15 protein-coding genes are annotated in these 14,932 nt (G+C 56.5%); 1 reads left to right on the forward strand and 14 read right to left on the reverse strand.

What is annotated here, in order from left to right:
* Nucleotide 1: 1 nt before the first annotated feature.
* The 11 genes from nuoK to CA264_RS04290 form a co-directional block, all read right to left on the reverse strand.
* Nucleotides 2-310: an NADH-quinone oxidoreductase subunit NuoK gene (gene nuoK, locus CA264_RS04240; RefSeq protein WP_025604880.1), complete on the reverse strand. Its 309-nt coding sequence runs from the start codon at nt 308-310 to the stop codon at nt 2-4.
* Complete coding sequence (nuoJ, locus tag CA264_RS04245; RefSeq protein ID WP_025604881.1) at nt 307-843, reverse strand: NADH-quinone oxidoreductase subunit J; 537 nt, start codon at nt 841-843, stop codon at nt 307-309. Before nuoJ ends, nuoK begins: the two co-directional genes overlap by 4 nt.
* A 4-nt stretch (nt 844-847) precedes the next feature.
* Nucleotides 848-1,363 (reverse strand): NADH-quinone oxidoreductase subunit NuoI, encoded by a 516-nt coding sequence (gene nuoI / locus CA264_RS04250; protein WP_025604883.1) that lies wholly within the window; start codon nt 1,361-1,363, stop codon nt 848-850.
* Nucleotides 1,364-1,594: 231 nt separating this feature from the next.
* A complete protein-coding gene (nuoH, locus tag CA264_RS04255) occupies nt 1,595-2,557 on the reverse strand; it encodes an NADH-quinone oxidoreductase subunit NuoH (RefSeq protein ID WP_025604885.1) in 963 nt (320 codons plus the stop codon).
* Nucleotides 2,527-5,256: an NADH-quinone oxidoreductase subunit NuoG gene (gene nuoG, locus CA264_RS04260; RefSeq protein WP_025604887.1), complete on the reverse strand. Its 2,730-nt coding sequence runs from the start codon at nt 5,254-5,256 to the stop codon at nt 2,527-2,529. The genes nuoH and nuoG overlap by 31 nt, the downstream gene beginning before the upstream one ends.
* A complete protein-coding gene (gene nuoF, locus CA264_RS04265; RefSeq protein WP_025604888.1) occupies nt 5,238-6,539 on the reverse strand; it encodes an NADH-quinone oxidoreductase subunit NuoF in 1,302 nt (433 codons plus the stop codon). Before nuoF ends, nuoG begins: the two co-directional genes overlap by 19 nt.
* Nucleotides 6,540-6,555: 16 nt before the next feature.
* Entirely contained in the window at nt 6,556-7,020 is a 465-nt protein-coding gene (gene nuoE, locus CA264_RS04270) for an NADH-quinone oxidoreductase subunit NuoE (RefSeq protein ID WP_025604889.1), read from the reverse strand.
* A gap of 238 nt (nt 7,021-7,258) precedes the next feature.
* Complete coding sequence (gene nuoC, locus CA264_RS04275; RefSeq protein ID WP_025604891.1) at nt 7,259-9,007, reverse strand: NADH-quinone oxidoreductase subunit C/D; 1,749 nt, start codon at nt 9,005-9,007, stop codon at nt 7,259-7,261.
* Nucleotides 9,008-9,281: 274 nt separating this feature from the next.
* Complete coding sequence (locus tag CA264_RS04280; protein ID WP_025604893.1) at nt 9,282-9,920, reverse strand: NADH-quinone oxidoreductase subunit B; 639 nt, start codon at nt 9,918-9,920, stop codon at nt 9,282-9,284.
* A gap of 53 nt (nt 9,921-9,973) precedes the next feature.
* Nucleotides 9,974-10,405: an NADH-quinone oxidoreductase subunit A gene (locus CA264_RS04285; protein WP_025604895.1), complete on the reverse strand. Its 432-nt coding sequence runs from the start codon at nt 10,403-10,405 to the stop codon at nt 9,974-9,976.
* Between the two features lie 64 nt (nt 10,406-10,469).
* Nucleotides 10,470-10,901, reverse strand: coding sequence for a CBS domain-containing protein (locus tag CA264_RS04290; RefSeq protein WP_025604897.1), 432 nt, complete (start codon nt 10,899-10,901; stop codon nt 10,470-10,472).
* A gap of 609 nt (nt 10,902-11,510) precedes the next feature.
* Between CA264_RS04290 and CA264_RS04295 the strand changes: the two genes are divergently transcribed.
* The gene (locus tag CA264_RS04295; RefSeq protein ID WP_025604899.1) at nt 11,511-11,912 is read left to right on the forward strand and encodes a hypothetical protein; all 402 of its coding nucleotides are present in this window, start codon (nt 11,511-11,513) and stop codon (nt 11,910-11,912) included.
* A 77-nt stretch (nt 11,913-11,989) separates the two neighbouring features.
* Here the strand turns inward: CA264_RS04295 and CA264_RS04300 are convergent, their stop codons facing one another.
* The 3 genes from CA264_RS04300 to CA264_RS04310 all read right to left on the reverse strand — a co-directional run bounded on the left by CA264_RS04300 (nt 11,990) and on the right by CA264_RS04310 (nt 14,926).
* Nucleotides 11,990-12,253 carry a hypothetical protein gene (locus CA264_RS04300; protein WP_036775406.1) on the reverse strand — a complete coding sequence of 88 codons (264 nt, stop codon included), beginning with the start codon at nt 12,251-12,253 and terminating at the stop codon, nt 11,990-11,992.
* A gap of 202 nt (nt 12,254-12,455) precedes the next feature.
* On the reverse strand, nt 12,456-13,541 hold the full coding sequence (locus CA264_RS04305; RefSeq protein ID WP_025604903.1) for an ABC transporter permease: 1,086 nt from the start codon (nt 13,539-13,541) through the stop codon (nt 12,456-12,458).
* Complete coding sequence (locus CA264_RS04310; RefSeq protein WP_084196149.1) at nt 13,538-14,926, reverse strand: ABC transporter permease; 1,389 nt, start codon at nt 14,924-14,926, stop codon at nt 13,538-13,540. The genes CA264_RS04305 and CA264_RS04310 overlap by 4 nt, the downstream gene beginning before the upstream one ends.
* Nucleotides 14,927-14,932 lie beyond the last annotated feature (6 nt).

Genomic DNA, 14,932 nt, shown 5'->3' on the forward strand with positions numbered 1-14,932 from the left:
CTTATCCTTTCATTATGTTGGCAGCGTCGCTGTTCAGTGTTTTCAGTTGATGGTAAATCTGGAGGATGAGGGCCAGCCCTACGGACACCTCGGCAGCGGCCATCGTCAGTATAAAAATGAACATCACCTGCCCGTCCGGCTGCACCCAGCGGGTACCTGCCACAATAAAAGCCAGACCGGCCGCATTCAGCATAATCTCCACCGAGATAAGCATAAAGATGATGTTGCGCCGGATGAGCACGCCGACCAGGCCAAGCATAAACAGCACGCCTGCCAGCAGCAGTGCCGCTTCTAAGGATACCGTGCTCATGCGGCTGCGCTCCTTTCCTGCAGAAAGCGGTGAATGACCTTCTTTTTCTGGCGGCCCAGGTGGTAGGCCCCCACGATGCCTGCTGTTAGAAGAAGGCCGCTCAGCTGCACTCCTATAATGTAGGGGCCAAATAGCGCCAGCCCCACCAGCCGGGCGTCAACGGCTACCACCGCCCCGCCCGTGGCAACATCGGCGGCAACCACGATGTACACCAGCTCTGCCAGCAGTACCGCCGAAAGCACGGCCGGCCCCACCCAGGTAGAGGGCTGTAGCCACGCCTTTTCCCGTTGCACGTCTTCCTGGCGCATGTTCAGCATCATGATCACAAAAATGATGAGCACCACGATGGCCCCGGCGTAGATGATGACCTCCAGCGCGGCCATGAAGGGCGCCCCGAGCGTGAAAAAAACAACGGCCACTGCCAGGAAGGACACCACCAGGTAGAGCAGGGCGTGAATCATGTTGTAGCGCGTGATCACCATGACGGTGGAAAGGACGGCAACGGCCGCGGCGATGTAAAATGTCAGTTCCATGGCCTTAGGGGATTAAGCTTTTGATGTCTACCGGAGGGGCTTCGTTTTCGGCCTCGCCCTTGCCTTTGCCACCGATGGCCATGCCGGCCACTTTGTAGTAGTTGTAACCGGGGTACTTGCCCTCGCTGTTAATGAGCAGGTCTTTTTTCTCGTACACCAGGTTCTGCCGGCTGTACTCGCCCATCTCAAAGTCGGGGATGAGCTGGATGGCGTAGGTGGGGCAGGCGTCCTCGCAGTAACCGCAGAAGATGCAGCGCGAGAAGTTGATGCGGAAAAAGGCCGGGTAGCGGCGGCCGCTTGTATCTTCTGTGGCCTGCAGCGCAATGCAGTCTACGGGGCAGGCGGCGGCACAGAGGTTGCAGGCTACGCAGCGTTCGCCGCCGTCCGGGTCGCGGGTGAGCACAATGCGGCCCCGCCACCGGGTCGGGAGTATCAGTCTTTCTTCGGGGTACAGGATGGTTTCCCGCTTGTGAAAAGCGTGCAGAAACGTGAGCCACATACTGCGCAACAAACTAAACATAGCTGCTCCTTTCGTTTTTAAGTATAAGACGCTCCCATGTCTGAAGGACGACGTGAGGCTGTTTTCTTCTTTTGTGCTACAGGCTCGCACCAGCAGCCTGTAAGCTTTATTGGTGCACTTCTGCTGTTCCGGATTTGCAACCCGCTTGCTTGCCCACAGCTCCTGCCGTTGCTTTTCCCGGACTACAAATCCGGAGGTGCCGTTATTTATCCTTATTCACTTATTCAAAACTCACTCATAGAGCCACAGCACCACCCCAGCCGTTACCATCAGGTTCAGCAGCGTGAGCGGCAGCAGGATTTTCCAGCCGAACTCCATCAACTGGTCGTACCTGGGCCGGGGCATGGAGGCGCGCAGCAGGATAAAGATCATCAGGAAAAAGACCGTTTTAAGTATAAACCAGACGATAGGCGGCAGGAAATCCGGGCCCAGCCAGCCACCGAAGTATAAGGTCACGATCATGCAGGAGATGAGCGTGATGCCCATGTACTCGCCAATGAAGAACATGCCGAACTTCATACCGGAGTACTCCGAGTGGAAGCCCGCAATCAACTCACTCTCCGCCTCCGGGATATCGAAAGGCAGGCGGTGCGTTTCGGCAATGCCGGCGATAAAGAAGATCACAAAGCCGATAAGCTGCGGGATGAAAAACCACAGCCCCCGTTGCGCCTCCACAATGGTTACCAGGCTGAAGGAGCCGCTGAGTAGCACCACCCCCATCAGCGCCAGGCCCATAAACACTTCGTAAGAGATCATCTGCGCCGCCCCACGCATGGCACCCAGCAAGCTGTACTTGTTGTTGGAGGCCCAGCCGCCAAGTATAACACTGTAAGCACCCATCGACGACATGGCCAGGAAGAAGAGCAGGCCAATGTTCAGGTCGGCCACCACGATGCCCGGCGCAAACGGAATCACCACAAAGCTCATCAGCACCGTAACCACCACAATGGCCGGAGCAAGTATAAACACGGGCTTATCGGCAAAAGGCGGGATCCAGTCCTGCTTAAAGAACAGCTTGATGGAGTCGGCCGCCACAATGAGCAGGCCGAGGGGGCCGGCACGGTTCGGGCCGTACCTGTCCTGGAACAGGGCCAGCAGGCGCCGCTCCACCCAGATAAGGGCTGCCGCCACATTGAGCATCACGAACAGTACGCCGCCGATGATCAGAAAATAGTTTGGGGTTGCTGTTTCCATTGGATGTTTCGGTTAAGTATGGCCCAGGCAGGCAAAGCACTAAATGATACCCCGGGTAAACCGTTGGGCAGGCCGGCGGTGCCGCTCGGGATGGTATGGCTTGTTTTAATGGGTAGCCGGTAGCTGGTTCCCTCTATCGTAAAGCCCAGCAGGTCGCCCTCGCTTAGTTTCAGGCGGGCCGCATCTGCTGCGTTGACCGCGACATAAGGATCAGGAATACGCTCCGTAATGGCCGGGGCGTGGTTGCTCATCTCTTCGGAGCCGAACGTGTGGTGCAGCGGCAGCATGTACAGGTGACCCTCCAGCGGCATAAACTTTTGCGGCACGGCAGTGGAGTACGACGCTGCCCCGGTTGGCTCAAGCAAGCGGGTGCCGGGGTCGCCGCCCTTCAGGTGGCCGCCTACTTCCTGCTGGTATTTGTTGGTGGCCTGCACCGAGTTCCAGCCAGGGGCCCAAAAGAACGGAATCATAGCGGAGGGGGGCTGGCTTCTGGTACCTTCCATGGTGTAGGAAAGCGGGGAGTCCGGGTCTTCGGGTGGTTTCGGCTCGCTCACGTGGTTGCCCGCGTGCATGGAGGTGCGCCCACTGAAGCGGTGGGGCGCACGCGGGATTCTCTGACCGGCGATGCGGAAATCGGAAGGCGGTGCTGTTTTATGGAGCCCCCGTAGTGCCGGCACCTCCTCCGAGATGGCCTTAATGATGTCGTCGTAGCCTTGCCAGTTGCTGATCTGTTCATCCGCGATGATGGTGCCGAGCTCGGCCAGCCAGTGCCAGCCTTCCTGTATTTCTTCTGCGGTCGGGTGTACCTGGAAAAAGCGCTGGGCCCGGCCCTCGTTGTTAACCAGAGTGCCGTCTGCCTCAGAAAAAGGTGCCGCCGGCAGTAAGATGTCGGCTTTTTCGGTGGTGGCGCTGTGCAGGTGGTCCAGCACGATAATTTGCCTGCAGCTGTTGAGGAAGTCGGTAACTGTGGATGCGTCCGCACGCCGGTACAGGTCGTTTTCCAATATGATAACAGTGTCAGCGTAGCCGTGCAGCACCGCTTCGAAGGCGGATTCGAGTTTGTGGCCGCCGAGCATCGCCAGCCCCATGCTGTTGCATTCGGGTACCACTAGGCTTATTCCGGCTGCCTTTCCCCGGCTAACCAGTGCGGTGGCAATGTTGGAGGCGGCCTTAAGCACACGCTCGTTGCCGCAGGACGTGCCGGAGACGATCAGCGGCTTGCTCGCTTCGGTCAGGGCTTCGGCTATCTGCTGTGCCAGCTCCTCCTCAGCCTCAGAGAGCCCCTCTACTTCCGGTGCATCGGGGTGGATGAGGTGGGCGACGGCAAAGCCAAAGCGGGCTATGGCATCGGGGGCGGCAGCATAGGTGCGGGTGGCCAGCTCGTCTAACTTGGTTGGGGTGTAGTGCGCGATAAAAAGCGGCCCTTGCTCCGCCTGTACCAACTCGCGCACGGCGGCATCCTGCCACACCGGGATCTTCGCCTTGGCCACCTCCTCCAGAATGGGCTTTTGCCTGGCCGACTGCCGGACAGCCAGGGCCAGAAGGGGAGCGGTGTTGGTAAGGTCCTCCCCAAGTATAAACACAGCGTCAGCTTTCTCCACCTCCCGCAGAGACAGGGTGCGGGCGGCGCCATCCTGCAGCAGCTGTAGCGTCAGGTTTGCCAGGTCGTAGTCGGTATCTGAGGCTCCGTGGTGGAAGTTGCCTTCGCCCACCAGCTTTTTCAGCACGTAGTTCGACTCCACAGAAGCCCGCGGTGAGCCGATACCGATTACCCGCCCGGTTTTTATTGCAGAGGCAGCGGCTTTCAGAGCGGTATACTTGTCGGTGGCTTCGGGGAGTTGGCTGCGCACCAGAGGCTTACGAATCCGGGCGGCGCTGTTCACAAATTCATACCCAAAACGGCCCCGGTCACACAGAAAATAGCCATTTACCTCTCCGTTATAGCGGTTGGTGATGTTGCGCAGCGTGCCGTAGCGCTCGCCGGCAATGGTGTTGCAGCCGAGGCTGCAGTGGTGGCACACCGATGGGGCCATGGTGAGGTCCCACTTGCGGGTGTAGTGCTGCTTTAGCGTCTTATCGGTAAATACTCCGGTGGGGCACACCTCTGCCAGGTTGCCGCTGAACTCACTCTCCAGCACCCCGTCTTCGGCACGGCCAAAGTATAAATGGTTGTGGGCGGCAAACACATCCAGGTCTTTGCCGCCGGCATAGTCTTTATAGTAGCGCACGCAGCGGTAGCACTGGATGCAGCGGTTCATTTCGTGGTTGAGGAAGGGGCCGAGGTACTGGTTAATGTAGGTGCGCTTGTCGAAGCGGTACGCGCGGTAGTTGTGGCCCGTCATCACGGTCATGTCCTGCAGGTGGCAGGCGCCGCCCTCGTCGCACACGGCGCAGTCGTGGGGGTGGTTGGTCATGAGCCAGCCGATCACGTGGGCCCGGAACTCCCTGGCCTCCAGGTCTGCGATAGAAACCCGCATGCCGTCGCGCACCTGCTCCATGCACGACATAAAAAGCTTGCCTGTGGTGTCGTTGTCATCCCTGTACATTTTTACGGCGCACTGGCGGCAGGCACCAATGGAGCCCATGGCGGGGTGGTAGCAAAAGTAGGGAAGGTCGAGGCCCAGAGAGAGGCAGGCTTCGAGCAGGTTCTTTCCCGCCGTTACTTCGTAGGGCTTGTTGTCTATATAGATGGTTGCCATGCTTTGCTCTTGCTCCAGGGACAGTGGTGTTCGTGAATGTGCCGTTCAAAATCCTCTCTGAAATACTTCAGAGCGCTCTGCAGGGGCTCCATGGCACCGGGCGCCAACGCGCAAAAGGTGTTGCCGGGGCCGAGGTATTTGGTATGGAAATCGAGGGTGAGCAGGTGTTCCGGTTTGCCTTCGCCCTTGTCAATCGCCAACAATATTTTCTCAACCCAGGGCAGCCCTTCGCGGCAGGGGGTGCAGAAACCGCAGGACTCCTGCGCAAAAAAGTGCTGCAGGTTGTGCACAAAGCCAACGGGGCAGGTCTGGTCGTCGAGAATGATCATGGTGCCGGTGCCCATCCTGCTGCCTGCCGCCTGTATAGCGCCGTAGTCCATGGGCAGGTCCAGGTGCTCTTCCACCAGAAAATCAGTAGAGGCCCCGCCAGGAAGCAAGCCCTTGAACAGGTACCCGTCCTGCATGCCGCCGGCGTAATCCTCCAGTATCTCCCGGATGGTGGTGCCCATGGGGAGCTCCCAGCAGCCGGGCTTTTTCACGCGGCCGCTCACGCCGTAGAGCTTGGTGCCAGCATCCTCCGTCAGCCCCAGCTTTCGGAACCACTCTGCACCGTTGTTGATGATGTGCGGCAGGTTACAGAGCGTCTCCACGTTGTTAACGATGGTGGGCTTGCCAAACAGGCCGCTTACCTGCGGGAAAGGCGGTTTGGCCCTTGGATTCGCCCGCTTGCCTTCCAGCGCGTTGAGCAAAGCCGTTTCCTCGCCGCACATGTAGCGGCCCACCCCGGTGTGCAGGTGCATCTCTAGGCTAAAGCCGGTGCCAAGTATGTTTTTACCCAGGTAGCCGGCCTTGTAGGCTTCGTGTATGGCCTGTGTGATTTCCTGTGCCGCCAGTTTGTAGGCCCACCGTAAGAAGACGTAGGAGATACTGGCCTGTATGGCATAGGCTGCCACAATCATCCCTTCGATCAACTGGTGCGGATTCCCCTCCAGCAGCAGGCGGTCCTTAAAAGTGCCGGGCTCCATCTCGTCGGCGTTCGCCACCAGGTACTTGGGTGTGGCTGCCTCTGGCCCCATGGGCACAAAGCTCCACTTCAGGCCGGTGTTGAAGCCTGCTCCGCCGCGCCCGCGCAGGTTGGCGTCTTTTACCAGCGCCTGTACTTCAGCGGGTGCCATATCCTGCAGCACCTTGCGCACAGACTGGTAACCGCCTACTTTCTCATACTCCTTTAAGCTGAGAGGCTTTCGGCCGGGTACAATGTGTTGGGTCAGGGGCTTCTCCATAAGTGCCCGCTTTGGTTTAGGTATACTTGCTCAGGATCTCATCCAGTTGTTCCACCGTCAGGTTGCGGTACAGGTCGTTGTCAATCATCAGGGCGGGGGCACAGTCGCAGGTGCCGAGGCAGCAGTTGGGGAGCAGCGTAAAACGGCCGTCTGCTGTGGTCTGGCCGTATTGTATTTGCAGCGTGTTGTACAGGTGGTCGCGCAGCCCTTCGTAGCCCATCACGTAGCAGCTGATACTGTCGCATAGAAGAATCACATGCCGGCCCACTGGCCTTCGGAAGATCAGGTTGTAGAAGGTCGCCACGCTGTCCAGCTCGGCCGTTGACATACCCACGTACTCCGCCACGTCTTGCAGGCTCTCGTCTGAAACCCAGCCATGGCTTTGCTGCACAATCTTCAGGGCCTCTATGCCGGCGTTTTTGCGTGCTGGCACCAGGCTTATCTCATGGTCGATCCGGTGTTTTTCCTCGGCGGTTAGCATATGGTTGCTTTAAGTATCAGGACGTTAGAAATACGACTCTTTATTTTGTGCTCCTGCTGGTTTGAACGTCTCAGGCCCAAACCAGCGGAGACTTTGTATTCAATTCTTCCTTCCTACCTGTGCTGGTGCGAACTTATAGCTCGTACCAGCACAGGTAGGAAAGCGTTTGCGGTTCGAGCTACAAGCTCGCACCAGCGTTTAATCTGTAGTAACTCATAACGTTCAACTCTAACCTCACTTAGCGATCAATATCCGCCAGCACGTAATCCATTGCACCAAGTATAGACAGCAGGTCTGCCACGGTGTAGCCCCTCGTTATGTATGGCAGCATTTGCATGTGCGGGAACGAAGGGGTGCGGATGCGCAGGCGGTAAGGGGAGGTGTTGCCGTCGCTGGTGACGTAGTAGCCGTTGGCTCCCTTGGTCGCCTCAATGCAGCTCATGGCTTCCCCGGCGGGCATCACGGGGCCCCAACTCACGCCTAAAAAGTGCGTGATCAGGGTCTCGATGTCGTGCATGGTGTGCTGCTTAATGGGTGGCGTGGTAAGCGGGTGATCGGCTTTGTAGGGGCCGGAGGGCATGTTTTTCAGGCACTGCTCTACTATATGCAGGCTCTGGCGCATCTCGGCCACGCGTACCACGGCGCGGTCGTAGCAGTCGCCGTTGCTGGCAGTGGGCACCTCAAAATCGAATAGCTCGTAGCCGGAGTAGGGCTGCTTTTTGCGGAAGTCCCAGGCAAAGCCGCAGGCGCGCAGGTTCGGTCCGGTCACGCCCCACTCAATGGCCTCCTCCAGGGTAAAGATGCCGATCCCTTTGGTGCGCGCCTTAAACAGGCTGTTCTTCATCACCATGTTATCGTACTCCTTCAGGCGTTTCGGGAAGTAGTTGAGAAAGTTTTGTACCAGCGTCTCCCAACCCTTGGGCAGGTCCTGGGCCACGCCGCCGATGCGGAACCAGTTCGGGTGCATGCGGCCCCCGGTTACCGCCTCCACAATGTCAAAGATCTTCTCTCGGTCGGTGAACATGTAGAACACCGGCGAGAGCTGCCCCACGTCCTGGGCAAAGGTGCCGTACCACACCAGGTGGCTGGCGATGCGGAAGAGTTCGCACAGCATCACCCGGATCACCTTCACGCGTTCCGGCACCTCGATACCGGCCAGTTTTTCCACGGCCATCAGGTAGGCCAGGTTATTCATCACGCCGCCCAAGTAATCCACCCGGTCGGTGTAAGGGAGGTAGGTGTGCCACGACTGGCGCTCGGCCATTTTCTCCTGGCCCCGGTGGTGGAAGCCGATATCGGGAATGGCATCCACTATGTCCTCGCCATCCAGCTGCAGCACGATGCGCAAAACGCCGTGTGTACCCGGGTGCTGCGGGCCGATGTTGAGGAACATGAAATCACTGTCTTCGCTCTGGCGCTGCAGGCCCCATTCTTCGGGCTTAAACTGAAGGGCAGCCTGCTCCAGGTCCACTTTATCGTCATAAAGCGCGAAAGGACCCATTTCCGTGGCCCGTGCCGGATGCTCCTTGCGAAGCGGGTGGCCTACCCAGGTGCGGGGCATCAGGATGCGGTACAGGTGCGGGTGCCCATCGAAACGGATGCCGAACATATCGTACACCTCGCGCTCGTACCAGTTGGCATTGGCCCACAGGCTGCTGATGCTGGGCACTACCGGAAACTCATCGCGGTAGCCAACTTTCAGCCGGATAAACGAGTTGCGGTCGAAGGAGAAGAGGTGGTAGATAACCGTAAAGGCGTGCGGCGCATGGCCGTTTTCTCTTTTGCGGGTTCGCTCGTCCACCGCCGTCAGGTCGTAGAGCAGGAGGAAGGGCTGCGGAAGCTCCTTCTTCAGGAAGGTCAGCACGTCCACGATCTTGTCGTGTGGCATCCAGAGGGTGAGGAAATCATCCTTTGTTGCCTGAGGGGTGAACGTATCCGCCCCGAAACGCGTCTGCAGTTGCGCTAATGTGCTGTTCCCGTTTTCCATGGGTGAAGTCTGAAAAATGCCCGTACTATGTTACCTCATGCTACTCTTTCTGCGGTTGATTATTTATGATAAGTAACCTCTTTTTGATAAGGAGTGCCTTTTTGCTCTTAGGAATTGCCGAGAGAACAGGTAACGCTTGATACTGTGCGACTCCGTTTGCTCCCAATCAACTCTCGTTGTATAGCTAGCCTGCCCTCAACGCTGCTTGCTTCGCTCTCTTTGCCTCACCTGCCGCCGTTGCCGGGTACTGTGCTATACCTTACTAATTCATAGCTTACACCTCATCCGGAGACCTAAACTTTACCATTTTTGCTCTGGCCTCCTGCCGCCTTTCCTTCACGTCTGGTTTTTCGGGCCGGATGATGCCCTGCTCACCGATTGTCCAGCTCAGCGGCCTTTTTTCTTTGCCCACTGACTCGGCCAGAAGCGTCAGCCCCTCCATAAAGGCGTCTGGTCGGGGAGGGCAGCCGGGAACGTAAACATCCACCGGTAAGAACTTGTCTACCCCCTGCACCACACTGTAGATATCGAACATCCCTCCGGAGTTGGCGCAGCTTCCCATGGAAATCACCCAGCGGGGCTCCATCATCTGCTCATGCAGCCGCTTGATAATGGGCGCCATTTTAATGAAGACAGTGCCGGCGATGATCATCACATCCGCTTCGCGCGGCGTACCGCGTATCACCTCCGCCCCGAAACGCGCGACGTCGTACTTGGGTGTCATGCTGGTGGCCATCTCCACGAAGCAGCAGGAGAGGCCGAAGTGGAAGGGCCACATCGAATTCTTGCGGCCCCAGGCCAGCAGGTCCTGCATTGTGCTCAGCATCACGCTTTGCTGTACCGTCTCCTCGTAGGAGCTGGTGCCGCTGGTTGCGCTTACCGGGTCATCGGGTTTGCTTAGCCACCATTTCATGGGCGTTGTGGGTTAAGGAGTCCGTATTGTGTTTGAGCCTGCTATAGTAAGAATCAGGCTGCCGGCTTCTGCATCAGCCGCTTGTAGGCGGCCAGTATTTTGCGGCCGTCAGGGCCAAAGTCCAGCGCGCCGTTGCGCCACTCATAGACCAGCACTACCGCCAGCATCAGCATAAAGACGGCGACACCGGCATAGCCGTACCAGCCCAGCTCTCTAAAAGCGATGGCCCAGGAAAGTATAAAAACCGTCTCCACATCGAAAATGACAAAGAGCATGGCGACGAGGTAAAACTGGGATGAAAAGCGGGTGCGCGCCGTGCCCTCGCTCACGATACCGCCTTCGTAAGGCTCGCCGGTCGCGCGGTCGTTGTGGCGCGAGCCCAGCACATAGGAGAGGCCAAGGATGAGCCCCACCAGGCTGAGCACGATGGCGCCATAGACAAGCAGCGGCCACAACAGCGTGTTATTTTCTTCTAAAGCATACATTTCCCTCTCGCCTCCTGCGAATATTTGTGAGAGCCCCTCTGGCCGCAGCAACTGTTGCGGCAGGTCAGTGGCCCGTAATATAGTGCTCCAGGTTCTCGATGATGAACTTCTGTTCCTCGATAATGTACTTCACGATGTCTCCTATAGAGACTAAGCCTACCAGCCGGTCTTCTTCCACCACAGGCAGGTGGCGGATGTAGCGCCTGGTCATAAGCGACATACAGGCTTCAACCGTTGTGTCCTGTGTTACGGTGACGGGGTGCTCGCTCATGATGTCGCGGATAAGGGTCTCTCTGGACGATTTCCCTTTCAGTATCACTTTCCGGGCGTAGTCCCGTTCCGTAAAAATACCGGCGAAACGGCCATCTTCCGTCACCAATAGAGAGCCAACGTCCCGTTCTACCATCAGTTCCAGGGCGCTGTACACAGTGGAGGTGGGGGCGACTGCGAACACGCTGTTCCCTTTTTTCTGCAGAATGTGCCTGACTGTTCCCATGCTGCCTCCCTTTCTTTATAAGCTGAGTGTGAATTATGATATTTTATCCTTATACGATGCTAAGTTTAAATAAGTATATTATTTATTGAAAAACTGAATAAATAACTATAAAATTATTCAAAAGAGGCTATAAGGCTATACGTTGCTATAGAAGCAGGAAGTGTGCTGCAAACGCCTGACAGTTAGCTGGTCGTAAAGGTGCTCCTAAACCGCTGCTCTGTGCGCCTGAGTAAAACAAAGTATAACTATAGCAAGTTGGTGCATGAAGGCCGGTGGCTGTGGCCTGGCTACTCTTTCCTGTCACAGCCTTTGCTCGTCTGTGTCAGCCGCTATGGCTAGCGGCTGTAGGTAACTTTGCCATGGTTTAAGTTACTGCCTTTAATGGCGGTGGCGGTGCAGCGACTGAGAAAAAAGACGGAATGCAGCATAATACCAGTATTAAGTTTGTTAAAAAGCCTAAATAGCTTACAATTTTTGGCCTAGGCCGAACTTTTTAATTTTTCTGCGTATCAGTAAGCTATGCCTTATATGGGCAGGGGGAAACAAACACAATCTATGCTTATCAGTGATAATAGCTGCTATACTATCCGGTACAGTGAGGCTTTAAGTATGGCTGAGATGATCTGGCACCAGGCGGTTACAAGCAGGCAGCTGCAGGAGGGGTTGAACGCTTTGCTTGCCACACTCAGCCAGAAACAAACGGTACTGCTGGTGGTCGACACCCGGAGGCTGCGCGGCTTTAGAGCTGGTGATGAGGCCTGGCTGAAGAGTTGCTTTATGCCCAAGGTGAACCAGGTGAGGGTGCAGCGCTTTGCCCGCATCACAAACCCGGACATTTTCACAGAGGCGATCAGTAGCAACATCCACATCGACACGCAGTCGCAGGTTAACCTTTCTACAGCGCGTTTCTTTGATCGGGAGAAGGCTTTGGAGTGGCTGCTTGAGAGTGTAACAGGGCTTAGGCAGCAAAAGCCCTGCAGGGGGGACTACAGGGCTAATTGCCTAATCTAAACACAAACAACCAACAAATTCTATTTAACCAACTTGTTATAAAGGGGTAAAGGGGATTATAGTAAATTTATCCTCTGCTAGTACCGCACGAAGGGTGTTATACTTACAGATTGGTACGTGTCAGCAATGCCAACAAAGTAATCGCCGATGAAAATGCCAGCGCCGTTGCTCACCGCATCTGATCCGGCAATATGAGTGACCATGTTGCCGTCAATGGTAGCGTAGCCTGCAGGTTCGTCCTCCAGGGAGGTCGTTTTTATGCTGGCAATGGGAGGTACGCCTGCTTTGTTGAAGCAGGCCTCAACCAACATCTGGGGTGAAGGGATGATCTTTGTAGTCATGTGAACGATTGGGGGTTTTGGGTTCTAACACGCTACAAGTATAAGCATGCCCCTCCTGCAGGAACAGGAATATTAAACGGCAAAAGTAACATTGATAGTTTGGGTGTTTGAGTTGTGGTTTTCGGGTTGATGTTGGTTGACTGCCGTTCTTGGTAATGTAAGAGAGGTGTTCAGTGGAATTTATGCGTTAAAAGGTAACATATTATCCCTTGCTTTTTGTTCTGAATTCTTTGGTGAGATAGTGGCTGCATGTATAAAGCGCCAGCACAGTTAGCGATAACAAGCCGCCCGGAAGAGCCACCAGCCACCAGGCAGAGGTGTTGCCCCGGATGTTTGAGATGGTACGGCCCCAGCTAACAAGTGTGGTAGGTACGCCGATGTTAAGGAAAGAAAGGGTGGATTCCAGTGCCAGCAAGCCTCCGAGGCCAAAGGTAAAAGCCACGAGAACAGGGCCAAGCAGGTTAGGCAAAGCGTGCCGCCAGAGCAGTCGCCGGGGCGAGCTTCCTATACTTTGGGCCGCCTCAAAATAGGGGAGACCCTTGATGCGCAGCATCTCGGCACGCGCAAGACGCGCGGCGGAGGGCCAGAGGGTGAGCACCAAAAGCAGGGAAAGTAACGCGACAGAAGGAGGCACAAACGACGCGAGCACCAGGATCAGCACAAAACGCGGAATACTGCTCAACGCCTCCGTTAGGCGCAGCACAAACTGGTCCACGGGAACGGCGTTTGCTTTTCTCCAGAAGGGAAAGCGCTTTAGCAGGAGAGCCGTGGCAGCCCAGCTTAGGGCGATAGCCACTAACAGAAAGGCAACAGACAGGCCTGCCGCAGCTAACCCCATTCCTAGTTTAAACACGTAAAGCGGCAGGTAAAGCCCGTAGTACAGCACCAGCAGCAGGGCCAGGGCAAAGAACAGGAGCCTGTGGCGCGGCAGCACCAGCCCGTTGGCCCCGTAAAAGCCGGCTCCGGTACCCAGAAGCAGGCCAAGTAATGTTGCCAAAGACATCACAGGCAGTGCGATAAAGAAAGCGGTGCGAGCGCCGTACAGCATGTTTGCCAGCAGGTCCCTCCCGAGATTATCCGTTCCGAACACATGTCCTGACGCCAGCGCTTCAGAAGAGAAAGGCGAAAGGAAGGCATGCTCCAGGTCCAGGTAGTTTGGGCCGAAGTTTAGGGGCAGCAACGGCAGTAACAGCGCCAACGTGAGCAGCAGGAGCAGGTAAAGCACAGCCAGTTTAAACCCCAGGTGCGCTTTCCAGAGCGTTTTTATACTTTGCCATACTTTCCTCATGCCAGTTTCTGTTTTATGCGCGGGTCAGCCCAGGCGTATGCTGCCTCAGCCAGGGCATAGGCCAGCATGCGTACAGCCAGCACAAGTAGCACAATCGTGGTCAGGACGGGGTAGTCGCGCGCCAGCACCGATTCCACCAGCAGGCGGCCAATGCCTGGAATGGCAAAGATGGTTTCGATGATTATGGAACCGTCAACAAGGGCCGGCAAAAAATCCGAGACGATGGTAATAACAGGGAGCAGCGCGTTGCGAAGCGCGTGGCGGCGGATAACCAGGTGCTCCGGCAGCCCCTTTGCCTTGGCCGTGCGCGTATAGTTGGCATTTAGGGAGGCTTGTAGCGACGTGTAAATCTGGTTGGTAAGGTAAGGTAGGTTTACGAGCACCATGCTAATAATGGGCAGTGCCATGAACTGTAGCCACTGCCCCAGGCGCTGCCAGAGCGGCAGCGGCTCTGTTGCAAAGTATCCCATGCCGTACACCGGGAAGAGTTGCAGAAAGTCCGGGTTGGCCAGGAGCACCAGCAGCAGCAGCGCCAAGACGAACAGTGGAATGCTGTCCACCACGAAGAGCGAGGGAAGCACCATGCGCCGCAGCCACTTCATTTTTCTCTTAGACAGCTGTACGCTAAGTTCCAGTGCAAGGGCCAGTGTAAAAAGCATGCTGCACAGCAGGAGCCAGAACGTGTTGCCAATTGCCTCCCACAGCATTTCCACAACGGGCCTGTTGGTGCGGTAGGAGCGCCCAAAATCTCCGTAGAAAAGCCCGGTTAGCCATGTGCGGTATTGGTTGTCGGTGCCGTTCCAGCGCGGCGTGGGGAGCAGAAAGCCGTAAGTGCTAAAGTGTGATTCTACGCTGCCAAACTTAGTGGCTGTTGCCCGGGTAAGCGCCTGGGTGGTAACATCTGTGTCGGTGCCTGCCAGGGCCTTAAGCGCAAGCCGTAATTTGTGCGAGTCGGTACTGTAGCGGAGTACCTGCAGGTGCGGCTCCAGGTTGTGTTGCCCGTTTTGCCTGGCATGCTGCACAAGCTGTTGAACGGCTGCGTCGAAGGCAGCCACGGCAGGCCAGGAGCCGCCCCTGAAGGTTAGCCGTTGGAGTTGCTGGCGTCTCGCCTCCGGGAACACTCGGTACAGCGTGTCCGGGAGAGGGGAGGGAGAAAGACTGAAGTAAAAAAGAGGCTTGTCCTGCCCCGTTTTCTGCAGGTATTGTACATAGGCCGCCTGTCGGCTGCTGTCATTCCCTTTTGTGTAGAAGCCAGCTTCGGTCTCAAGTATGCGTTCCTCTCCGAAAGAGCCAGGTAACATCCTGCTCAGTAAAAACACCACCGTAGCCAACAGCCAAAAGGCAGGCAGCGCCAGTAGTAGTCTCCTGAGCAAGTATGAACGCATGTTGTG

Origin of the sequence: Pontibacter actiniarum, from assembly GCF_003585765.1 — a bacterium.
Taxonomy (GTDB): domain Bacteria; phylum Bacteroidota; class Bacteroidia; order Cytophagales; family Hymenobacteraceae; genus Pontibacter; species Pontibacter actiniarum.